Below are 21,871 nucleotides of genomic sequence, written 5' to 3' on the forward strand. Positions count from 1 at the left end.
GCCACCCTTCATGGCGACAGTCTACGGTCGCGGGTCTGCGTCGGAGTCGGTCGTGACGTCGGGTCGGCCGGCGGGCCTTCGTGGGCGGATGGCGCGCCGGTCGGCGTCGGTAGGCTCTCCCCGTGCGGGTAGGCGATTCGATCAAGGCGGTCCAGCGCCGTTGGAACACGCTCCAGAGTCGCAATCCGGTCACCTTGTGGGCGCACCGCACGTGGGCCGACGTCACGAGCACGCTGTCTCCGTCGGACTTCTGGTACGGGCGCTACCCCCACACGTTCCTGGAGCGGCGCCCGCCGGAGCCGGACGAGTCCCCCTCCGAGGTGCCCGAGATCATCTGGTGCTTCTGGACGGGCGCCAACCCGCTCACGCCGAATCGTGCCGAAAGCCTCGCCCAGATGCGGGAGATCAACCCGGGTACACCGGTGGAGCTGATCACCCCGGATCGCCTGCCGGACTTCGTGCTGCCGACGCATCCGCTTCACGCGGCATACGACGACCTCTCGCTTGTCCACCGGTCGGACTACCTGCGCGCGTACTTCCTGCATCACCACGGGGGCGGGTACTCGGACCTCAAGCAGCTGAGGGGGCCGTGGCGTGGACCGATGAACCGTCTCCGGGACTCGGACGCATGGCTTCTGGGGCCAGCTCTGACAGACCCGGCGTGGGCGGGACAAGCCCCTGAGCGCCTCGGCGCGCACCTCAGAAGGTACTACCGGCGGATCGCCTCCGAGAGCACGCTCATCGCGAAGTCGCACTCGCCTCTCACGGCGGAGTGGCTTCGTGAGGTCGACCGACGGCTCGACTACTTCGCGCCCGCCCTGGCCGAAACCGACGGCGGCACCTGGGGGCAGGCTCCCGACTATCCGATCACGTGGACCGGCCTGCTCGCCGACGTGCTGCACCCGCTGTGCCTGAAGCACGGCAATCGGATCGTCCTCGACGGGTCGGTCGCATGGAACGAGAGCGCACCGTACCGGTAGGCCGGGGCGGTCGAACCGTCCGACGACCGCGAGCATGCGTCATCCGCTCGGGGCGGTCACGCGATCGAGGGCGTCGAGCAGCGGCGCACTCGCGATCGGGTCCACTTTTCGGCAGAACGGAGACCCCGACGCGGTCAGGGTTCCGAGGTCGTGGAGCGTCCAGGTCGTCGGCTCGTCGCGCGCGACGTCCCAGACCGAGTGGCTGACCGGCGGGAGTTCGGCCGGTGGACCGTGCCATGCGAGCGGTGTGACGAACGCCGACTCGTCCGGAATGATCGTGCGTCGATACAGGCGGCGAAGCCGCGATCCGGGCGCGAGGTCCGTGTCCAACAGTCGATCCAGTTCCGGTCGGCGAAGCGCGAGCCACTGGCTGCCGTACCAGCACGGCCTCTGCGGGTTGAAGGGCGAGGGCATGCGGCGCAGGCCCCAGTGGACGCCCCGCCCCCGCGTGACGGTTCGGACGCTGAACAGCGGTTCCATCCGCAACGCGACGGCGTCGCGCACCCGACGGAGGAACTCCCCGCCCCGACCGGTCAGCCGGATGCCGAGCCTGGCCGCCGGAGTGCGGAACCACCGGTATTCGTAGCGTGTGAGCGTGTCGGAGCCGGTTCCACGTCGGCGGCCCCATCGTGGCGTGTATCGGAGCGGCTCGGCCTCGCCGATCCAACCGTCGGCGGCCATCGCCTCGTCCTCCCAGTCCTCCAGCGGGCGGACCGGGTAGTCCTGACCCGAGATGAGGCAGACGAGGTCCGGGTCGGTCCGCTCGCGAGCCGTGGCCAAGGCGCTCAGCATGGCCTCGACCAGCTCCCACGAGCCCCAATCGGCCGGGAGCCCGTGCTCGACGATCTCGATGCGCGAGTCGGGGTCGTGACGGGGGAAGGGTTCGCGCCGGGCGTCGTGCGCGATGAGGACTCGTGCGTCGGGACTCGAGGCGAGGATCGCCGCCGCGAGACGGCTGACCTGAGCCCAGTCCTTGTGGCTCAGGATCACGTAGCATGCGCGAGGCCGAGGGGCTGGCGAGGGCGAAGATTCACCTGAGTCCACCCCGCCAGCATAGGATCGACAGGCGCGTGGGCGATCGCGCAGGCGACCGGAGCCGATCCATTCCGGGCGGGTGGAGCTGGGGAGCATGGACGAGGCACTTCGGCTCAGCGTGTGCGTCGTCACCTACGAGCGGGAGACGTTCCTCGAGCGGTGCCTGGCCGCGCTCGCCGGCGAACTCGACGAAGGCGCAGAGGTCGTGGTGGTCGATGCCTCGAAGGAGGACCATGCGCGTGCGGCACGTGCGGTCATGCCCTCGGCGACGTACGTGCATGCGCCCGGGCTGGCCGGATGGATGACCCGGTCGCGCAACGAGGCGCTTCGGCACGTCCGCGGCGAGATCGTCGCCTTCCTCGACGACGACGTGGTCGTGCGGCCCGGATGGCAGTCCGCCCTCGAGGCGGCCTTCGCGATCGACGCAGTCGCGGCAGTCGCCGGACGCACCTGCAATGGACTGCCCGGAGAGGAACGATACGACCGTGAGATCGGTCGCCTCCTGCCCGACGGCACGCTCACGGACGGGTTCGCTGCGGAGGGTTCCGAGCTCGTCGACGTCGACCACGGCATCGGTGCGAACATGTCGTTCCGCCGATCGGTCCTCGCCGAGCTCGGCGGGTTCCGCGACGACTACCCCGGCACCGCGCTTCGCGAGGACACCGACATCTTCCTCAGGGTGCGGGCACTCGGTGCCCGTTCGGTGTTCGCGCCGGCGGCGGTGGTCGACCATCGCCCGGCCCCGCACGTGCGGGGCGCCCGGTTCGATACGCGCTACAAGCTGTACGGCCGTCGCAACCACATGGTCCTGCTGGCCCGCGAAGCGGGCATCGGCTCGCGCACGCTGTGGAACTGGGTCGGGGCCCAGTTCCGGAACGTCGGCAGCGCGAGCGGACTGCGCGCGCGAGTCATGCGCCTCGCGGTGACGATCGTCGGGGTCGCGTGGGGCGCCGGCGCGATGCTGAAGGATGCACGGTGGCGGCCCACGCCGCCGCGGCGCAGGGACCGGACGGGCGACGAGCTGCGGCGCATCCTCAGCGGCGTTCCCGCCTGAGCGCGACCTTCGCCTAGTCGTCGAGGATCCGGAGCAGCGCCGAGGCGGTCGCCGACCAAGTGAACTCGCCCGCTCGTTCCGCGGCGGCGCGCTTCATCGACGTGAGCAGACCGCGATCCCGCACCCAACCCTCGAGCACGGCCGCGACCTGATCAGGTGCATCGGCGTCGACGAGCGCTCCGGCGTTGCCGACCCCCTCGGGAATGCCGCCCTTCCGAGCGGCGATGATCGCACAGCCGGAAGCCATGGCCTCGAGGCTGGTGAGGGGGAACGGCTCGTCGACACGCGAGAGGACGCAGGCCACATCGTGCTGCCTGATCTGCTCGGCGAGTTCCTCGTGGGGCATCCAGCCGAGCATGGTCCCATCGGCGGACTCCATCGCGTCGCGCACGCTGTCGGCGTATGCGGCAGCATCCTCTGCGCTGTACCCGAACGTTCGCACCGCGCCGATGAGGGTGATCTCGACCGGGAGCCCTGCCTGGCGCAGTCGCGCCACGGCGGCGGCCGCGACCTCATGCCCCTTGTTGGGATCGATGCGTCCGTGGGTGATTACCCGCACCGGATCACGGACCTCGAGGTAGTCGGACCGCGGGAGGAACCGTTCGTGGTCGACTCCGCTGTGGATCACGGTGATCGGCGTGGACGGAAGGTACCGTTCGCTGGTCCAGTCGACGACCGCCTGGCTCACGGCGACGACCGCGACGCGGTCCGACAGCGACGCGAACGGTCGGGTCTCGGCGCCCTCGAGCCTGTTGTGCAACCAGAGCACGGTACGCTTCGACAGGCCCGCATCGGCCAATCGGTCGGCGGTGCCCGGGTCGTTCGCCACCACGATGGCATCGATCGGATCCGGGATGGAGCGGAGCGCGCGCGTCACCCCCCGCAGGTACGGGCCGTAGTCGTGCCACGTCCATCCCTTCAGGCGCGCGTGGGCGGTGTTCGCCTTGCGAAGGAGCGTCGGCATCGGGTGCGCCGAGCCGTGCCGGAGACGGAGGACGTTCCCCTCCGGGAAGACCTCGTTGCCGTCGTCGGGCGCGATGATCGTGACCGTATGCCCCGATCGCTGCAGCTCACCCGCGAGGTGCCGCGTGATGGTCGCGATGGCACCGGCCCATTCGGCGCTGTAGTACTCGCCGAGCGGAAGGACGAATGCGAGGTGCATGGCTCAGCCCGCCTCGGTCTCGCGGACACCCGCGGCGCTCGCGAGGCCGTCCCATGTTCTCGCCCACGTGAGGGATTCCGCGCGTCGGCGGGCGCGTGCACCCCATGCTGCCCTCGCCTCCGGGTCGCGGATGAGTCCGTCGAGGACATCGGCGAGCGCTCCCGCGTCATCGCGGGGGAAGAGGAGTCCGGCGTCCGAGATCAGTTCGGGCGTCCCGCCGGTGGCGCTGCCGACCACCGCCTGGCCGCTGGCGAGGCCCTCCAGGATCGTCAGCGCGCAGGGCTCGTCCCAGCGCGACGGCGTGACGTGGATGTCGCTCGCCGCGAGCGCGCCGGCGATCCGGGTGCGATCCAGGTGCCCGGTGCGCACCACCTCGATGCCCTGCTGCTCGAGATCGGCGATGCGTGCGTTCAGCCGGTCGTAGAACGGGTTGCCCGCCGAGAATCCGAAGTTCGTGTCGCCGACGATCTGAAGGCGGAACCGCGTACCGCGTTCTGCGACTCGGACGCAGGCATCCGCCAGGATGTCAGGCGCCTTCTCGACGGAGAGCCGCCCGACGAAGCCCACGGTCGGGATCGGCGAGGTCCGCTCGGTGCCGAACTGCTCGGTGTCGACGCCGTTGAGCACCGTCGATACGGTGAACGGACGCAGCTTGTAGATCTGCTCGATCGCGCGCGCGACATACGCGCTGACCGCGACCGAACGGAGCCGCCGGTCGCGCGCGTACTGGCGACGGAACCGATCGCTCGACATCTCCAGGTTGTGGAACCAGTGCACGACCTGCACCGACGGAAGGCGTCGGCTGAGGAAGACCGCGACCTCCGGGTCGTTGTTCACGATCGCGACCTGCGGGCGGAGCCGCTTGAGCTCGGCCAGCACGTCGTGCGCGTAGACCCACTGGTCCGGCGCCCGCCAGCCGGTCAGCCGGCGGCGGATCCGTAGCAACTTGGCCGGCAGCGGTGACGGCCACTTGATGGCGCGCACGAACCGCAACCCGGGCCACTCGTACTCGTCGACGCCGATGGCCTTGCGGGTGATGACCGGGCAGTCATATCCCTGCGCGAGCGCGACGCGACCCACGTTGAGCACGCACGTCGCGATGGCGCCGCTCACGACGGGCGTGAACGTCTCGCGGCTGTTGTTGACGAACACGATCGTCGGCTTGCCCGCCATGTGGTGTCGCTCCCTCTGCGTCCGTCCAGCACCGAGGCCAGAGTAGTGCAGGCCACTCGTCGATCCCGCCACTCGGATCATCCCGCGGGCGCTCCGGGGCGCTCGGTGCTCGCGCCCAGCCGGGCGTGCCTGAGGGCGCCGTCGACCAGTCCGGTCGGCGCGACGCGAAGCGCCCAGGCGATCTCGCGTGCGGCCGCGCCAGGCTTTCCTCGACGAACCTCGGCCTTCGCGCTTCGTAGTGCTCGCCACCAGGCGAACCGCCGATTCTTGCGCAGGCTCTCGGAGAGCGCTTCGACCAGTTCGCCGTCTCCTCGCTCGGTGGCAGCGGCGCGATGCAGGAGCAGCACCCGCTCGATGGCGCGGACGAGTTCACGGTGTCGGCGGGTGACCGATCCCGGATGCGCACGATAGTCGACGAGCCCGCGTGGCACGAACGCGAACTCGCCGAGTTGGCCGAGACGCAGTACGAGATCGAGGTCCTGCGCCAGCCTGAACGCAGGATGGAATCCCCCGACCCTGTCGAGAGATGCTCGACGCACGAGGAGGTTCGGCGCGATGATGCCGGTCGTGCGACGGGCGATGCCCGTTCGATCGACCTGGGTCTGGTCGGCTTCGAGGAGGACCGAACCTGCCTCGTCGATGACCCGCATCCCGCAGTAGGCCGCCACCGCGTGCGGAGCCGCCTCGAGCGCGGCGGTCTGCAATGCCAGTCGATCTCGATCCCAGCGATCGTCGTCGTCGAGGAACGCGACGTACTCGCCCTTCGCATGCGCGATGCCCAGGTTGCGCGCGGTGGAGACGTTCGACTCAGGCACGCTCAGCACGAGCGCTTCCGGCACGATCATGCGCACTGCTTTCATGACCGGTTCTGCATCCGGCAGGCCGTTGACGACGATGATCATCTCGACCGGTTGGTGTCGTTGCGTCACCACGGAATGGAGTGCTTCGGCCAGGTACTCGCTGACGCGGTTCGTGGCCATCACGACGCTCACGAGGAGGGGACTGCCGTCCGACATGCGCACAGTCTAGGGTCGTGACATCGCGCGGTCGTCGGGTCCCTCCAGTCGCCGGAGCACGCTCGCCATCGCGTCGACCCGCTCGCTCCAATCGGTGAGCGGCCCGTCCACACGATCCGGGAAGCGCCACCGGGCGGGCAGGGCGGCAGCCACGGCATCCACGAAATCGATGCCGCCGGCGACCGTGACGCGCGGATCGTCGACGTCGCGGAACCCGGCGACCGCCGTCGAGACGACGGGCCGCCCGACCGCCTGGTACTCGTAGAGCTTGATCGGGTCGAGGCTGTCGGTGAAGGTCGTGACGACGTGCGGCACCACCAGCACGTCCGCGTGCTGCAGGTAGCCGACGACCCGATCGCGCCGTCGTGGTCCGAGCAGCACCACGCCTGCGGCACGAAGTTGCTCGCGCTCGACCGGCGTCAGGGCGTCCGGGCCGACGAGCACGAGGGAGGCATCCGGCCGGATGGCACGCGCCGTCGACGCGCAGAGCTCGACGTCGAGGCGATCGCGGTGCAGGGTGCCGAGGTAGAGCGCGACGGGGCCGTCCGGCAGGTCGCTCGGCCTCGGCATCGGCCGACGGTACGCCGCCGCATCGACCGCGTTGGGGATGAGGGCCACCTCTCGGACCGACGCCTTGCGCCGGGCCAGTTCGGGCGAGCAGACGACGACCTCGCCGGCGAGCCGCATGAGCGTCGCCTCGCTCGCAGCGAGACGCTCGAGCTCGGCGGCGGGGCGGTCGGCGACCAGCCAGTCGTCGGTGACGTCGTAGAGGGTGGGCCAGCCGGTCCGCTCGGCGAGTAGGGCCATGCCCGGGTCGTTGATCCAGAGCAGCGGATGCCGCATGCCGAGACGTCCGGCCGCGCGCATGATGCCGCGAGCGAGTCGGTCGTCGGCGCCGGGATCCAGCCGGCGAGGCAGCCGCTTCGTCAGTTGCAGCCGGTGCAGGCGACCCGGTGCGACGCCGTCGATCTCGCCCAGCCCGGCTCCGACGCGTGGGCGGCGCTTCGACCGGAGGTCGTGCGTCGGGTCAGCGGGCGGCTCGACGAACAGCACGCGGAGCGCCGGATCGCGTGCGAGGAGTCCGGCGACGAGGTGCTGGTTGCGCCGCCAGACCTGATCCCAGCTCTCGAGCGAGACGACGATGAGATCGGGCATGCGGCTCCATCCGCGGAGGGGGTGACGATTCAGGGTAGCCGACGGGTGAGGCCTCGCCGCGAGCGGCCGGGACGCCGGATATCGTGGTGCCGGGAGGACCGATGCGCATCGTGCAGATCGTGCCGTTCATCGGCCCGGGAAGCGGAGTCGCCGGCGTCGCATGGAACCTGGATCGCGAGTTCCGGGCGCTCGGGGCGGAAGTGGAGAACTTCACGCTGGCGTCGGCGACGCGTGGGTTGCGTCAGGTCCGGGTCCGCGGATGGCGCACCGCGCGCATCGCGCAGGCGCAGCGCATGATCTGGTTCAGCGTCATCGGTACCCGCCGTGCGAAGGCCTTCCTCGCCGAGCGGCCAGATGCGGTCTCCATCTGCCATAACAACGCGATGGTCGGCGACGTCTACGTCAACCACGGGGTGCTGCTGGCCGCGATGCGCGCCCGCGGAAACTCGACCCTGCGCTTCCTCCGCGATCCGACGCACATCTTCACGCACGTTCGGGACGTGATCCGCTATCGCTCGGACATCCACCGCCGCGTCGTGGTGCTGAGCGACGCCGAGATCGACGTGCTGAAACGGACCTACGGCCGGGTGCGGCCTCCGATCACCGTGATCCCCAACGGCGTGGACCTCGAGCGGTTCCGGCCCCCCACCGATGTCGAGCGTCGCGAGGCGCGGGAACGGTTCCAGCTCGACGACGAGCACCGGGTCGCGGTCTTCGTGGGCCACGAGTTCGACCGCAAGGGCCTGCCGATCGTGCTCGAGGCGATGGCGTCGGCACCGACCGTCCTGCTCATGGTCGTCGGCGGGAACGCACGGCTCCTCGAACGGGCGAAAGCGGACGCCGAGCGTCTGGGGGTCGCCGATCGCGTCCTCTTCGTGGGTCAGCGCGGCGAGGTGCGGCCGTTCCTCTCGGCGGCAGATATGTTCGTGCTGCCCAGCCACTACGAGTCCAGCGGACTCGTCTTCCTCGAGGCGCTCGCGTGCGGGCTCCCCGTCGTGGCGACCTCGGTCGGCGTGGCCGCCGAACTCGTGCGCGACGGCGAGAACGGATTCCTCGTCGGACACGACGCCGCCGAGATCGCCCGCCGGTTGGAGCAGCTCGCGGGCGAGGACCTCGCCCCGTGGCGTGAGCGTGCGCGTGCGAGCGTCGCCGGATGGACCTGGGCCGACGTCGCCCGCCGCTACCTCGAACTCGCCGCGCAGGTCGCTGCCGAGCGGGATCGTTGAGGCCCGTTCGCCCCGGAGCCCGCGAAGGGCCGCGGTCGACTCAGCGCAACACGCTGCGATACACCCGTTCCGTACCCGCGGCCTGGGCGGCCAACGAGAAGCGCTGCTGCTGTGCCGACCGCACGTCGACGCCGAGGGCCGCCCGGGACTCGGCGTCGTCAGCGAGGTGCCGGAGCATCCGTCCGGCGTCGGCGTCGTCGTCGGCTGCGAACAGGCAGCGCTCCTCGAGCCCCTCGAAGACGTCGAGGTGACCCGCGGCGCCCGCCGCGACGACCGGGAGTCCGCCCGCCATCGCCTCGATCACCGTGAGGCCGAGGCCTTCGATCGGGCACGGCGCGATGAGCAGCCCGGCGCGATCCATGACGTCGGGCAGGTCGGCGCGGTAGCCGAGGAATCGCACCGCGTGCCCGATGCCCAGCTCGTCCGCCAATGCCTCGAGTGCGGCCTGCTCGGGGCCCTGCCCCGCGATCTCCAGGTCCCACCCGGCGCGCGCCAGTCCTGCGGCGGCGAAGGCGCGGATGCCGACGTGCCCGTGCTTCTCCGGCTGCAACCGCTGTGCCATGAGCACGGTGCGCCCTCGAAGCGACCCGTCGCGGATCGGTCGCGTCTCGACGCCGGAGTGCACCACGGTGCTGTCCCCGTCGATCGCCGCCGCGACCGCGCGGCTGATCGAGATCTGCGCGTCGACGAACGGCCGCACGAGCAGGCTGACGGGAACCGGGCCGACGCGCCCGTGCGGCTTCGCGAAGTGGCGGGTCGCGACCACGGACGGGCGTCGGGCACGACCCGCGAGACCGGCAGCGACACCGAGTTCGGCGGCCGTCATGTGCGTGTTGACGACGTCGAATCCCGACGCGAGCCGGCGAACCGCGCGCGCGACGTCCTGCGTGCGGGTCGCGGCGGCGTGGGGCACCCCGATCGGATCGAGCGACTCGCGCATCGGCTCGACGGCGCCACCGATCACCGTGACCTCGTGCCCGTCCGTGCGCTGCTGGCGTGCGAGGCGGAGGACGAAGCGCTCGACGCCCGAGTACCCGTCGGAACGGATCGCGTGCAGGATGCGCAACGACGCGCTCACCGGGTCCGCCGCTGCTGGCGAAGGTCCGAAAGCAGTTCGAGGTAGCGGTCGGCGATCGCCGGCCATCCGTGTTCCTCGGCCGTGCGACGTGATCGGTCGTGCCATTCGGAGAGATCGCGCTGCGAGAGGTCGTGCAGGCGTGCGCCGATCTGCGCGGGGTCGAGGTCGACGAGGTGCCCGTTCTCGCCGTCGACGACCAGCTCAGGCGCGAACCCCACCCGCGTCGCGACGACGGGGAGCCCGCAGGCGAGCGCCTCGAGGAAGACGAGCCCGCTCGACTCGTAATGGCTCGGCAGGACGAACACGTCGGCGGCGTGATAGTAGGGCACGACGTCTGATCGGCGCCCGACGAAGGCGACCCGTTCGGCCACTCCGTGACGGCGAGCGACCTCTTCCGCCTGCCGGATCATCGCGGGCGTACCGCCGACCACGATGAGGCCGACTCCGGGGGCACCGACGAGCGCCTCCATCACGAGTGGCAGGCCCTTCCGCTCGAACTCGTGGCCCACGAACACCGCGAGCATGAGATGGTCGGGCAGGCCGATCTCGGCGCGCGCGGCGGATCGCTCCGCCGACGTGGCCGGACTGAACATCTCCGTGTCGACCCCGTTCGGGATCACCCGGATGGGTGGACGCACCCGGCCGTAGGTCGACACGAGCAGCTCCGCCTCGTGCTCCGTGAGGGCGATCACGGCGCGGTGGGCGCTCCCGCGGTACCGCATGCGGTCGCGAGCCGTGGTGAACAGGTGCACGGGATTTCGCACCATCCGCCAGAAGTAGTTCCCGCGAGCGCGCATGGCGACCTGGAGCAGGCCGTGGTTCACGTAGACGTCGCCGGCGAGCACGTCGTTGTGGCAGATGCTGACGGCGCCCGGTCGTTCGGCGAGGAAGCGCTTCGCCCTGGCGGTGCCGACCGTGCTGAACCAGATCACGTTCCGTGCCCGCTCGAGGTGGGTGCCGATCGCCGACCTCCGGCGATCGCGAGGGGCCCGACCCGCCGTCGCGGCGGTGAAGCGCTCGACGGTTGCGCCCCTGGCGCGGAACTCGCGTTCGAGGTTGAACGCCACTCCCTCGACACCGCTCCCGCGCGTGATGGCCGGTGCGATCTGCACGATGTGCAGCGCGTTCGTCGCCGCGGCATCGGAGTGGATCGCGTCGGCGGGCAGCGCTTCCGGCAGTTCGGAGGCGTTCGACGCCTCGGATGCTGCACCCACGTCTCTCCCTGCGCTTCACGGCCGTGCGGCGCCCCGGCCCGCCGGAACTCAGCAGCAACCCTATCCCGACCGACCTGACGGCGGCCCAGCGCGTCGAACCCAGCCCGTATGCTCGGTTCTCGTGCAGGACAACGCTGGCGATCGGTCCCGCCGGGCTCCGGCGTTGCTCACCATCGCAACCGTCGCGACCGCGGCGCCGATGGGCGCGTCGGTCTACGAGGCGCGCATCGCCGAGCGCGCAGCGGGCGTCCTCGGCGACGGCTGGGCGGTCCGCAGGGCGGTGTTCCGCTCGATGAACTCCTCCCTCCCCGGCAATCGCCGCCTGCCGTTCGGCGCCGTCACGAGAGCGTCGTCGGGGGTTCGCCGGCAGCTGGGCCGCCTGCTGTACCCCGGCGACACGCTCACCCACCGGATGAACCTCGAACTGCCGCCGGCGCCCGACGGCGACGTCATCACCCTCCACGACGTCGTCGCGTGGAGGTTCCCCGACGAGTCGCCGCCGGTCGCGGCAGCTGCCGAGGAGGCGCGTCGAGCGGACGCCGTCATCTGCGTGTCGGAGTTCAGCGCGAACGAGGCCGTCGAGTTCCTCGGCATCCGCGACCCGCGCGTCGTGCACAACGGCATCGACGAGGCCTTCTTCGACGCCGCCCCCCTGAGCGAGGCCCAGCGGGCGGAGCTGCGGCTGCCCGAGCGCTACGTGCTGCACGCCGGCGGCGCGTCGAGCCGCAAGAACCTGCCGGCGCTCGCCGAGGCGTGGCCGATCGTGCATCGGGAGCGCCCGGACCTCGTGCTCGTGCTCAGCGGGCCGCCTCATCCGAGGCGCACTGCGCTCTTCGAGGGCATGCCCGGCACGCGGCTGCTGGGCCGCGTCGCCGACGGCATCGTCCCGGGGCTCGTCGCAGGGGCGGCGGCCGTCGTCGTCCCCTCGCTCTACGAGGGGTTCGGGCTGCCCGTCCTCGAGGCCATGGCCGCCAACGTGCCCGTGGTCGCCGCGCGCACGAGCAGTCTCCCAGAGGTCGCCGGCGACGCCGCCCTGCTCGTCGAACCGACAGGACGGGGCGTCGCCGACGGGCTCCTCTCGGTCACCCGCGACGACCCGGCGATCGCCGCGCTCGTGGCTGCCGGGCGATCGCGGGCCGCCGGGTTCACGTGGGACGCTTCAGCGCGCGGGCATGCGGAGGTGTGGCGCTCGCTCGCCTGATCGGCGTCGAGGTCACGCGTGCTCGTAGCGCGCGCGATACGCCGCCGCGACGCCCGGCCAACTGAACTCGGGCACTCGGGCATGACCCGTGCGCGCGAGCCGCGTTCGGAGTTCGGCATCGTCGTGGATCCGGCGCAGGGCGTCCGCGAGGGCGTCGCGGTCGAGGGGGTCGACGAGGAGCCCGTCGACGCCGTCGTGCACGAACTCCGGACCTCCCCCGCGGTTGGTCATGATGAGGGCGGCACGGGCGCGCCAGGCCTCGAGGGCGACGATGCCGAACGGCTCGAGTCGACTTGGAACCGCGACCGCGATCGACCGCTGCATCACGTCATCGACCTGCGCGGGGTCGAGGCGGCCGAGGAGTTCGGCACGCCCTTCGAGGCCGAGGTCGGTGATCCGTCGCTCGATCGTGCCGCGCTCGGGCCCGTCGCCGCCGATGAGGAGTCGCGTGTCGTCGGGGAGTCCGGCATCGGCGAAGGCGTCGAGCAGCAGGTCGAAGCCCTTCAGGGGGCCGAGGCGGCCGACCGCGGCGAAGTACGCCCGGGGGTCGTCGAGGGCGCTGAGCCGGTGCGCCGGGTCGGGGCGTCCGACGGTCGTCGCGACCCCGTTCGGCACCACGCTGCCGCCGACCAGACCGTACGACGTGCGCAGCTCGTCGAGCACCCACTCCGATGGTGCGGTGACGAACCGCGCGCGCGCGATCGCGGCGCGAAGCGCACGCCGAAGCAGGGCGGACCGCGCGAACGCGCCCCGATCGTCGGCCGAGGTCTCGCCGTGCGAGGTCACGGCGATCGGCAGTCGCCAGAGTCGACCGAGCACGAGCCCGTAGACGCCGTTCGGCCCGAAGCAGTGGACGTGGAGCAGCTCGGGCCGGAACGACCGCCGGGCCCGCGACCACGCGAGCCAGGCCGAGGGCACGGTGCGAACAAGGGACAGCAACGAGCGGAGGTTGCGGGCCGGCAACGGCGTCGGCAGGTGTCGCACGACGACGCCGTCGACGTCGCGAGTCCCGAGATGCTCGCCCCGGTCGACCGACCACACCTCGACCACGGTGTCGGGCCGCTGCGAGAGTTCGTGCGCGACTTGGCGGACGTGCTCCTCGACGCCACCGAAATGCGGGGCGTACGACGACGTGACGAGCGCGATCCTGCGCACGGTCGCGGCGGACTCGCTGCCCGAGGCATCCGCTCGCCGGAATCGCGCCTCTACCCGCACCGGACCGAGCCGGTAGAGCGCCGCCCGCCGCCGCGCGGCTCGGCCGCGCTCGCCGGGGAGCACGATCGAACGCACCGTCGCGCCGAGCCACTGTCCGGCTCGCGCCCACTGCCATCCGGCCGTGCCGAAGTGCTTGCGGAGGAACCGCTCCTGCGAGGCGTGGAAGTGCGCCTCGCGCCGGCGCGGATCGCCGCCCGTCCCCGCGCCGACGTGCACCGCGCGCGCCTCGGGCACGACCGCGTGCCGCCATCCGAGCCGGTGCGCGCGGTAGGCCCAGTCGGCCTCCTCGGCGTAGAGGAAGTACTGCTCGTCGAACCATCCCACCTGCTCGAGGGCCTCGGCACGGAGCAGCATGACCGAGCCGATCACGTACGACGGGTCGCGGCGGAGCCGCGCGAGTCCGAGTGCTTCGAGCCACGTACCCGACGGCGACGGCAGCCACCACTCGACGCGCGCCTCGCGGCCCTCGTCATCGACCTGGGCGGGCCCGACGCTCGCGAGGTCGGGGCGCGCGCGCAGCGCGCGGTGCAGCCGTGCGACGTCGTCCACCGAGATCTCGGCGTCGGGGTTCAGCAGCAGCACGTCGGCGCCGGGCGCGATCCGGTTCGCGAGCCCGTGGTTCACGCCGGCCGCGAAGCCGCCGTTGCGGCCGGGATCGAGGTAGCGCACGCCGAGCTCGTCGCAGAGCTCGCGGATCGCGGGCAGCGACGAGTTGTCGACGACCGTGACCGGAAGGCCCGCGACCGGCTCGAGCGCGCGACGCAGCAGCTCGGGCGAACCGTAGGCGACGACGATGACCTCGAGCGTGGGCGTCGGTTCCGGGGCGACGGATGCCTCGTGCACGATCGAACGGTACAGGTCGAGGTAGTCGCGGCCGACCGCGCCCCAGCTGCACTCCTCTGCACGTGCGAAGCCGGCCTCTCGCAGCGCCGCGGCGCGCGAGCCGGATGCCTCGACGAGCGCTTCGGCGAGGGCGGCCGCGTCGCCGGTCGGCACGACGATCCCGGCGCCGCCGACCACGTCGGGGAGAGCGCCCGCGTCGCTCGCGACGACCGGCACGCCGCAGGCCATCGCCTCGATGGCGACCCGGCCGAACTGCTCCGTCCACGACGGCGTCGGCAGCGAGGGCACGGCGAGCACGTCGAACGAGCGCAGGACCTCGGGGATGTCGGCCGGGTCGACGGCGCCGACGAGCTCGACGCGGTCCGAGACGCCTGCGGATGCCGCGCGTTCGGGCAGCTCGGAGGCCAGCGGGCCAGTTCCGGCGACGCGCAGGCGCAGGCGGGGCTCGCGCGCGAGCGCGTCGAGCAGCAGGAGCAGGCCCTTCTCCGGCACGAGCCGGCCGATGAAGCCCACGGTGATCGGCGGGGCGGGGTCTCGATACGGCGCTGGCGCGCCTACTCGACCGCCGGGTGCGGTCGCGGCATCCGCCGGCCCTGGAGCATCCGCCGGACGGAACCGCTCGAGGTCGACGCCCAGCGGGATCACGCGCGCACGGCCGACGAAGCCCTTGTCCTCCGCGATGCGCGCCGCCTCCGAGTTGCAGGCCGAGACGCCCGAGGCGGCGCGGAGCGCCCGCCGCTCGAGCCAGCGGAACGGGATCGGGTAGCGCTTGCGGAGGTTCTGCGCGGTGTAGAGCACCACAGGCGTGCGACGGGCCCGCTTGCGCAGCGCGCGCAGGAGCAGGATCTCGGCGGTCGCGAGCGCGAAGGGTTCCTCGTGCACGTCGATGACGTCGAAGTCCCCGCCGAGGGCGCGCCAGAGCGGGATCGGGTCGTAGAGGAAGAGCGCCGGATGCCGCCCCAGCGTGCGCACGCCGCGCACTCGCTCGTCGGGGCGGGCCTGCAGCGTCACGGGAGCGCCGCCGGCGTGCCACCGACGGGCGCAGCACAGCTCGACGTCGACGCCGAGCGCGGTGAGCGCACGCTCGCGACCGCGCCACTCGTCGACGACGGCACTGTGCGAGACCCTGAGTACGCGCACCGCACCCCCTCTAGAATCCTTTGCAGAAACCTTATCCGGGGCCCCGCTCCCCGGTCGTGGCGAGCCGGGGGTGATCGCGCATGGATTCCGACGAGTTCCGCGTGCTCGTGGTCTGCACCGGCAACATCAATCGCTCGGCCCTCGCCGCCGCACTCCTCCGCACCTGGGCCGACTGGTACCTGCCGACGGATGTCGCGGCCCGCGTCGTGGTCTCGAGCGCCGGTCTCGCGGCGCCAGCGGGCCGGCCCATGCGCAGCCGCACGCGCGTGATCGCCGAGCGGCTCGGCGCCGACGGGCGGTCGCATCGCGCCGCCCAGGTCGACGAGCGCACGATCCGGCGCGCCGACCTGGTGCTCGCGGCGGACGTCGTCCACCGCGACGGCGTGCTCGGCATCGTGCCGTCGATGCTGCGGTCGACGTTCACTATTCGCGAAGCGGGTGGAATCGCCGCACGACTGGGTCCGGCACCGGCACCGGCATCGGCCGACGAACTCCGCGACCGGATCGCCGCTTACAGTCGCCGCCGCGAGCTGGGTGCGGCCAACGACGGCGACATCACCGACCCCCAGGGACGCGACGACGACGCCTACCGCGACATGGCCCGCGAGGAGGTGCCGCCGTTGACCGCCATCGCCGCGTCGCTGTTCGGGATGCCGGAGGCCGAGGTCGACGCGGTGCTGGCGACGGTCGCGGACCCGGACGCGTTCCCGTTCGAGGGCCTCGAGCGGCGCGAGGCACCGGGCGGCGGAGCCGCCGGGGCGCCGCCGACCGAACGCCGTCGCCGCTGGTTCGGCAGGCGCACCACGTGAGCGCGCAGGAGCGACGGCTGCGCGTGCTGCACCTCGACCACACCGATGCGGCCGGCGGGGCCGAGCTGGCGCTCGTGCGGATGCTCCAGGCCCGACCCGACTGGACAGCCATACTGCAGACGCCCCCGCTCGCCTCCGGCCCGAGCGTGTGGGACGCGATGCCGCCTGGAGTGCCGCGGCGGGCCGTCGGCGTCCGGCAGCCTGCGGGCGCGAGCTCGGGGGGCCCGCTCGCCCTACTCGGGTTCGCGGCGCGTCTCGCGGTGCAGGCGATCGCCGTCCGCACGTCCGCGGCGTTCCGGACCGCCGATCTCGTCGACGCGAACACCGCGCGCGCGGCGGCCTACGGCGCGCTCGTCGCGCGGCTCTCCCGGACGCCGTTCGTCGTGCACCTGCGCGACCTCGTCGAGCCCGAGGCACTCGGCGGCGCCGGGCATGCCCTCATGACCCGAGTCGTGCTGCCGCGCGCCGATGGCGTCCTCGCGAACTCGGGAGCCACGCTGGCCTCGGCGCGGCCGTACCTCCGGCCCGACGCGATCGCCGAGGTCGTGCCGAGTGCGTCAGGACTCACGGTCGGTGCGGCGCTGCGCCTCAGCGCCGACGAGCCGCTGCGCACCGTCGGCATGCTCGCCCGCATCGATCCGTGGAAGGGCCAGGCCGAGCTCCTCGAGGCGTTCGCTCGCGCGTTCGCCGGTCGTGACATCCGCCTGCAGTTCGCCGGTGGCGCGCCATTCGGGCACGAGGCGTACCTCGAGTCGCTGCGAAGCCGGGCCGACGAGCTCGGCATCGGCGCGCAGGTCGACCTGCTCGGGCACGTCGACGACGTGCCGAGGCTGCTCGACAGCTGGGACGTCGCCGTGCAGTACTCCACGCGCGCCGAGCCGCTCGGCCAGAACGTGCTGCAGTACCTCGCCGCCGGTCGCGTCGTCATCGCGGCCGACGAGGGCGGGCCGACCGAGTGGGTCGCCGATGGCGAGAACGGACTGCTCGTGCCGCCGCGCGACGTGGACGCGCTCGCCGCCGTGTTCACGCGGCTCGACGAAGACCCCGCGCTCCGCGCCCGCCTCTCCGGCGCGGCCGCGGCCACTCCGGGCCTGCTCGACGACCTCGCGGTCGCGCGGGCCCACCTCGAGGTGTACGACCGCGTGCTCGCGGCGCCGGGGAGGCCCGTTCCCTGAGTGGCTCTGGAGCGGTGTCGACGCCGACGCCTACGATGAGCGGGTGCCCGAGCCCCCCTACCTCTCCGTGATCATCCCCGCACGAGACGCGGGGGCGACCATCGGCACCCAGCTCGAGGCCCTGGCGGCACAGAACTGGCAGGGTCGATGGGAGGTGATCGTCGCCGACAACGGCTCGCGGGACGATACCGTCTCCCGGGCGGAGCAATGGCGCGACCGGCTCCCAGGACTGCGGGTGGTCGACGCCTCGTCGGTACCGGGCGCCAGCCATGCCAGGAACGTGGCCGCCGAGATCGCGTCGGGCGACTACCTGCTGTTCCTCGATGCCGACGACGTCGCCGAGCCGGGGTGGCTGGCGGCGATGGCCGCCGCGGCCGCCGAGCACTCGTTCATCGCCGGAGTGTCCACCCCGGTGCACGAGACCGCATCCGACTCGCAGTCCGGGATGGGACGGACCACCCGGTGGTCGGCGATCCTGCCGTCGAAGGGCTTCCTCGACGCGGCCGCCACCAACAACCTCGGCGTCAGTGCGAACGTCTGGCACGAGGTCGGCGGGTTCCGCGAGTCCATGCTCGCGGGCATGGACACGGCGTTCTGCTGGGACGTGCAACTGCTCGGTCACCCGCTCGTCCGCGTCGACCGGGCGCACGTCAGCTATCGGATGCGGACGTCCCTTCGCGAACTCTGGAGCCAGCAGTACCGATGGGGCATCGGCTCGGTCCAGCTCTACGTGCTCTTCCGCGAGCATGGCGTCCCGCGTTCGTCCACGTTCGGAGGGATCGTGCGCGTACTCGGCTTGGTCGCGATGGCCCCGTTCTCGATCTGGTCGGTCGATGGACGCCGGGACTGGGTCGGTCGAGCGGCGCGACGTGCGGGGCGGATCGCCGGCTCGATCCGGTTCCGCGTGTTCATGCTCTGACCGATCGGTGATGGCGGAGACCCTCAGGCCGCACCCGCACCGGCACCCGCACCCGTAACGGCCGCGCTACGGAGGTCAAGCGCGAGTCGATCGAGCCCTTCCGTCCCACCCGTCACGAACGCCGTGACCGCGTCGAGCGTGGCATCCGCCCCGAGCACACGGTTGTGTCCGGCGCCGCCGGTGAGGACGAGCCGCGAGCGCGCGCCGTGCGCGTCGTGCAGGCGGATGCCCTCGCTCGCGGGCACCTCGCGGTCGGCGCGGTCGTGCACGACGAGCAGCGGCACCCGCTCGGGCAGCGGGTACGCGGCGCCGTCGAAGCGCGGCCACGGGTCGGTCAGGTCGGGCAGGATGCGTCGCGCGAAGCGCGCGGCGAGCGCATCGGCGGTGGTGGGGCCGACGCCGACGCGCTGCGCGAAGGCGTCGACGAGGAATCGGGCGCGGGAGGGTCCGGCGACGGCGACCAGCCCACCGGCGGTGATGCCGTCGACGATCGCCGCTCGCGCCGCCATGGCGCCGAACGAGTGACCGATGATCGTGTGGAAGCGACCCTCGCGGGCCTGGAGCGCGTCGATCGCGGCCAGCCAGTCGCGGATGTCGGTGCGCCGGCCAGGCGACTCGCCGTTGGCGGGCGCCTCGAACGCGAGGAGGCGGAAGCCCTCTGCACGTAGCTCGCGCACGATCGGCGCGAACTGCGAGGCGCGGCCGCGCCATCCGTGCACCAGCAGGATCGTGTCGGGCCCGCTGCCCCATGCGTAGGTCGCGAGGTCGCGCCCGCGCACGCGGACCGTGCCGCGCTTCGCCGACTCGTGGACGGCACGGTCGGCGGGACGGACCGGAAGGCGGCCGCCGACGCGCATGAAGAGCGGCAGGGCGAGGGCGGCGGATGCCTCGGGGGAGGCGAACTCGGCGGCGCGGATGGCGGCGACGCGGCTCAGGAGCGCGGCGGTGGTGGCGGCCTCGGTGATGGTGGTCACGATGACTCCGATCAATGAATACGAACGGTCGTACGTTGAGTATACGAACGTTCGTGCGTAAAATCGAGAGGGTGAGCACGGGAATCTCGATCGACGTCGCCGACGGCCGACGCGCCAGGGGCGACGCGTCGCGTCGCCAGGTGCTCGCCGCGGCCGTCGACCTCGCCTCCGTCGAAGGGCTCGACCAGCTCTCGATCGCCCGCATCGCCGACGCCGCGTCGGTCTCGAAGAGCGGCGTCGCGACGCTGTTCGGCAGCAAGGAGCGCCTGCAGCTCGCGACCGTCGAGGCCGCGCGTCTGCGCTTCGTCGAGACGGTCGTCGAGCCCGCGCGGGAGCTTCCCCGTGGACTCGGCCGGGTGCTCGCGCTGGCCGACCGCTGGATCGCGTACTCGCGCGGGCGCGTGTTCCCCGGCGGATGCTTCTTCGCCGAGGCGGCCGCCGACTTCGACGCCAAGCCCGGGCCGGTGCACGACGCCCTCGATCGGGCCCTCGCCGACTGGAGCGGTTACCTCGCGGCCTCTCTCGCCCACGCGCGCTCGCTCGGAGAGCTGCCCGCGCTCGACGACCCCGACCAGCTCGCGTTCGAGTTCAACGCGCTCCTCGACCTCGCCAACCGCGACTCGGTCATGCGCGGCTCGAACGCCTCGTACGCGCGCGCCCGTCGCGGCATCGCCGCGCGCCTCCGTGCCGCGGGCGCCGACCCGGCCTCGGTCGACGTCTTCGCCGCCGCCTCCGACGCCTGACGCCGGCACCTGCGTCGCCCTGCCGATCGCGCAGTGATGTAGTGCGGGCGCGGGATGCCTTCTCTGCGCGATGGCGGTGGAAAGGTATTCGCGGTTCACCTTTCCACCGCCAACCGGAAGCGGAAACCGAGCGGCTCCGGCGTAGGGCCGCGCGAATCGCCCCATCCGCCCACGGCTCGGCCGACGGGCGCGCTTGCGCTCCGGGACACCTGGTCGCGGCGCGGCGCTTGCGTTCCGGGACACCCGGTCGCGGGCCGGCGCGTCTGTGCGGCGGGGCCGTCGCGGTCAGCCGGCGACGAGCGCGCCGTCGCGCGAGAGGTCGACCTGCTCGTCGCGCGGCACGACCTTCACGCGCTCGCGCGCGACCGGGCCCTCGAATGCCTCACCGAGCGAGCGCTCGTGCGCGTCGAGGGCGAGCCATCCGGCCCAGGTCGTGAAGCGGATGCCGCGGGCCTCGAGCAGCTCGAGCACCTCGTCGCCGTCGGCCGCATCGACCGTCGGCGCGACGCCGGGTGCCGCGAGAGCGCCGGCCGAGGCATCCGCCACCAGGTTCGTGATCGTCTCGAGCGCGTCTCCCTTGGTGTGGCCGATGAGTCCGACGGGGCCGCGCTTGATCCAGCCCGTCGCGTAGACGCCGGCGACGGGGGCGCCGGAGGCATCCGTCACCCGCCCGCCGTCGTTCGGGATGACGCGGGCCGACTCGTCGAACGGCACGCCGTCGATCGGCGAGCTCGCGTAGCCGACGGCGCGGTACACGGCCTGTACAGGTACCTCGACGAACTCGCCCGTGCCCGCGACCGAGCCGTCGCCGACCGGGCGGGTCCGCTCGAAGCGCACCGCCTCCACGGCGTCGGTGCCGAGCACCTCGACGGGCGAGTGGAAGAAGTGCAGGTGCAGGCGACGGGACGCGGTCGGCTCCCAGTCGGAGGGCTTGCGCCATCCGTTGAGGGTGCGCGTCATGACCTTGACCTGGTTGTTCGTCGCGAGCAGGTGCGCGGCGTGTTCGTCGCCCTCGGCCCGGTCGAAGTCGTCATCGTAGACCACGATGTCGACGTCGGGCACCTCGCCGAGCTCGCGCAGCTCGATCGGCGTGAACTTCACCTGCGACGGGCCTCGGCGTCCGAAGACGTGCACGTCGGTGACGGGCGAGGCGAGGAGGCCCGCGTGCACGTTCGCGGGGATGTCGGTCGAGAGCAGGTCGGCCGGGTGCTTCGCGAGCACGCGCGCCACGTCGAGCGCGACGTTGCCGTTGCCGATGACCGCGATCGACTCGGCCTCGAGCGGCCAGTCGCGCGGCACGTCGGGGTGGCCGTCGTACCAGGCGACGAGGTCGGCGGCGCCGTACGAGCCGGGCAGGTCGATGCCGGGGATGTCGAGGGGGGCGTCCTTCAGCGCGCCCGTGGCGAAGATCACGGCGTCGTAGCGCTCGCGGAGCTCGTCGACCGTGACGTCGCGACCCACCTCGACGTTGCCGATGAGGCGGATCGTGCCCTCGTCGAGCATCTCGTGCAGCGAGTTCACGATGCCCTTGATGCGCGGGTGGTCGGGCGCGACGCCGTAGCGGATCAGGCCGTACGGCGCGGGCAGCGACTCGAACAGGTCGATCGCGACCTGCCCGCCGGCCTCGTCGACCTGGCGGCGCAGGATGTTGCCCGCGTAGATGCCGGCGGGGCCGGCGCCGACGATCGCGACACGGAGGTGGAGGGTCATGAGGGCATGGCCTTTCGAAGGGGAGTGCGGGGAGGGTCTGGGCACGGGT

The 21,871-nt window shown here is 72.2% G+C and carries 18 protein-coding genes; 8 read left to right on the forward strand and 10 right to left on the reverse strand.

Translation table 11 applies throughout. The features are described from left to right. The first annotated feature begins 320 nt into the window (after positions 1–320). Complete coding sequence (locus GJ743_RS00795) at positions 321–980, forward strand: glycosyltransferase family 32 protein (RefSeq protein WP_196216862.1); 660 nt, start codon at positions 321–323, stop codon at positions 978–980. Between the two features lie 39 nt (positions 981–1,019). Here GJ743_RS00795 and GJ743_RS00800 read toward each other — a convergent pair whose 3' ends face one another. Next, entirely contained in the window at positions 1,020–1,970 is a 951-nt protein-coding gene (locus tag GJ743_RS00800) for a hypothetical protein (protein ID WP_155050041.1), read from the reverse strand. A 139-nt stretch (positions 1,971–2,109) separates the two neighbouring features. Between GJ743_RS00800 and GJ743_RS00805 the strand changes: the two genes are divergently transcribed. Then, entirely contained in the window at positions 2,110–3,069 is a 960-nt protein-coding gene (locus tag GJ743_RS00805) for a glycosyltransferase family 2 protein (protein WP_155050042.1), read from the forward strand. A gap of 13 nt (positions 3,070–3,082) precedes the next feature. On the opposite strand, the gene GJ743_RS00810 is transcribed toward GJ743_RS00805, so the two are convergent. From GJ743_RS00810 to GJ743_RS00825, 4 genes are all read right to left on the reverse strand, one after another. Beyond that, the gene (locus GJ743_RS00810) at positions 3,083–4,231 is read right to left on the reverse strand and encodes a glycosyltransferase family 4 protein (protein WP_155050043.1); all 1,149 of its coding nucleotides are present in this window, start codon (positions 4,229–4,231) and stop codon (positions 3,083–3,085) included. Positions 4,232–4,234: 3 nt separating this feature from the next. Further along, on the reverse strand, positions 4,235–5,404 hold the full coding sequence (locus GJ743_RS00815) for a glycosyltransferase family 4 protein (RefSeq protein WP_196216863.1): 1,170 nt from the start codon (positions 5,402–5,404) through the stop codon (positions 4,235–4,237). 77 nt (positions 5,405–5,481) lie between these two features. Beyond that, positions 5,482–6,396, reverse strand: a complete 915-nt coding sequence (locus GJ743_RS00820; protein ID WP_196216864.1) for a glycosyltransferase family 2 protein — start codon at positions 6,394–6,396, stop codon at positions 5,482–5,484. Between the two features lie 33 nt (positions 6,397–6,429). Then, positions 6,430–7,575 carry a glycosyltransferase gene (locus GJ743_RS00825; protein ID WP_155050046.1) on the reverse strand — a complete coding sequence of 382 codons (1,146 nt, stop codon included), beginning with the start codon at positions 7,573–7,575 and terminating at the stop codon, positions 6,430–6,432. A gap of 101 nt (positions 7,576–7,676) precedes the next feature. On the opposite strand from GJ743_RS00825, the gene GJ743_RS00830 reads away from it, so the two are divergent. Further along, positions 7,677–8,801: a glycosyltransferase gene (locus GJ743_RS00830; protein WP_155050047.1), complete on the forward strand. Its 1,125-nt coding sequence runs from the start codon at positions 7,677–7,679 to the stop codon at positions 8,799–8,801. Positions 8,802–8,841: 40 nt separating this feature from the next. Here GJ743_RS00830 and GJ743_RS00835 read toward each other — a convergent pair whose 3' ends face one another. Both GJ743_RS00835 and GJ743_RS00840 read right to left on the reverse strand, forming a co-directional pair. Next, a complete protein-coding gene (locus GJ743_RS00835) occupies positions 8,842–9,879 on the reverse strand; it encodes a glycosyltransferase family 4 protein (RefSeq protein ID WP_196216865.1) in 1,038 nt (345 codons plus the stop codon). Then, entirely contained in the window at positions 9,876–11,093 is a 1,218-nt protein-coding gene (locus tag GJ743_RS00840; protein WP_155050049.1) for a glycosyltransferase, read from the reverse strand. Before GJ743_RS00840 ends, GJ743_RS00835 begins: the two co-directional genes overlap by 4 nt. 163 nt (positions 11,094–11,256) lie before the next feature. On the opposite strand from GJ743_RS00840, the gene GJ743_RS00845 reads away from it, so the two are divergent. Then, positions 11,257–12,294: a glycosyltransferase family 4 protein gene (locus tag GJ743_RS00845; RefSeq protein ID WP_230386249.1), complete on the forward strand. Its 1,038-nt coding sequence runs from the start codon at positions 11,257–11,259 to the stop codon at positions 12,292–12,294. A 12-nt stretch (positions 12,295–12,306) separates the two neighbouring features. Here the strand turns inward: GJ743_RS00845 and GJ743_RS00850 are convergent, their stop codons facing one another. Then, positions 12,307–15,492 carry a glycosyltransferase gene (locus tag GJ743_RS00850; protein ID WP_155050050.1) on the reverse strand — a complete coding sequence of 1,062 codons (3,186 nt, stop codon included), beginning with the start codon at positions 15,490–15,492 and terminating at the stop codon, positions 12,307–12,309. Positions 15,493–15,572: 80 nt separating this feature from the next. Here GJ743_RS00850 and GJ743_RS00855 point away from each other — a divergent pair, with 80 nt between their 5' ends. The 3 genes from GJ743_RS00855 to GJ743_RS00865 are packed head-to-tail and all read left to right on the forward strand — an operon-like array spanning position 15,573 to position 18,395. Continuing rightward, positions 15,573–16,301: an arsenate reductase/protein-tyrosine-phosphatase family protein gene (locus GJ743_RS00855; RefSeq protein WP_155050051.1), complete on the forward strand. Its 729-nt coding sequence runs from the start codon at positions 15,573–15,575 to the stop codon at positions 16,299–16,301. Further along, positions 16,298–17,476, forward strand: coding sequence for a glycosyltransferase family 4 protein (locus tag GJ743_RS20045; protein ID WP_155050052.1), 1,179 nt, complete (start codon positions 16,298–16,300; stop codon positions 17,474–17,476). The genes GJ743_RS00855 and GJ743_RS20045 overlap by 4 nt, the downstream gene beginning before the upstream one ends. 43 nt (positions 17,477–17,519) lie before the next feature. Then, positions 17,520–18,395 (forward strand): glycosyltransferase, encoded by an 876-nt coding sequence (locus tag GJ743_RS00865; protein WP_196216866.1) that lies wholly within the window; start codon positions 17,520–17,522, stop codon positions 18,393–18,395. A gap of 23 nt (positions 18,396–18,418) precedes the next feature. On the opposite strand, the gene GJ743_RS00870 is transcribed toward GJ743_RS00865, so the two are convergent. Continuing rightward, positions 18,419–19,369: an alpha/beta fold hydrolase gene (locus GJ743_RS00870; protein ID WP_155050054.1), complete on the reverse strand. Its 951-nt coding sequence runs from the start codon at positions 19,367–19,369 to the stop codon at positions 18,419–18,421. 71 nt (positions 19,370–19,440) lie between these two features. Here GJ743_RS00870 and GJ743_RS00875 point away from each other — a divergent pair, with 71 nt between their 5' ends. Next, positions 19,441–20,112: a TetR/AcrR family transcriptional regulator gene (locus GJ743_RS00875; RefSeq protein ID WP_328288665.1), complete on the forward strand. Its 672-nt coding sequence runs from the start codon at positions 19,441–19,443 to the stop codon at positions 20,110–20,112. Positions 20,113–20,397: 285 nt separating this feature from the next. Here the strand turns inward: GJ743_RS00875 and GJ743_RS00880 are convergent, their stop codons facing one another. Beyond that, positions 20,398–21,822 carry an FAD-dependent oxidoreductase gene (locus GJ743_RS00880; protein ID WP_155050056.1) on the reverse strand — a complete coding sequence of 475 codons (1,425 nt, stop codon included), beginning with the start codon at positions 21,820–21,822 and terminating at the stop codon, positions 20,398–20,400. Positions 21,823–21,871: the final 49 nt, after the last annotated feature.

The organism is Agromyces bracchium (genome assembly GCF_009709675.1).
GTDB classification, from domain to species: Bacteria; Actinomycetota; Actinomycetes; order Actinomycetales; family Microbacteriaceae; genus Agromyces; species Agromyces bracchium.

Excerpts from the sequence above, each read along its gene's own strand:
- GJ743_RS00880 (WP_155050056.1), bottom strand. The coding sequence starts at position 21,822 with ATGACCCTCCACCTCCGTGTCGCGATCGTCGGCGCCGGCCCCGCCGGC.
- GJ743_RS00805 (WP_155050042.1), top strand. The coding sequence starts at position 2,110 with ATGGACGAGGCACTTCGGCTCAGCGTGTGCGTCGTCACCTACGAGCGG.
- GJ743_RS00855 (WP_155050051.1), top strand. The coding sequence starts at position 15,573 with ATGGATTCCGACGAGTTCCGCGTGCTCGTGGTCTGCACCGGCAACATC.
- GJ743_RS00825 (WP_155050046.1), bottom strand. The coding sequence starts at position 7,575 with ATGCCCGATCTCATCGTCGTCTCGCTCGAGAGCTGGGATCAGGTCTGG.
- GJ743_RS00830 (WP_155050047.1), top strand. The coding sequence starts at position 7,677 with ATGCGCATCGTGCAGATCGTGCCGTTCATCGGCCCGGGAAGCGGAGTC.
- GJ743_RS00815 (WP_196216863.1), bottom strand. The coding sequence starts at position 5,404 with ATGGCGGGCAAGCCGACGATCGTGTTCGTCAACAACAGCCGCGAGACG.
- GJ743_RS00810 (WP_155050043.1), bottom strand. The coding sequence starts at position 4,231 with ATGCACCTCGCATTCGTCCTTCCGCTCGGCGAGTACTACAGCGCCGAA.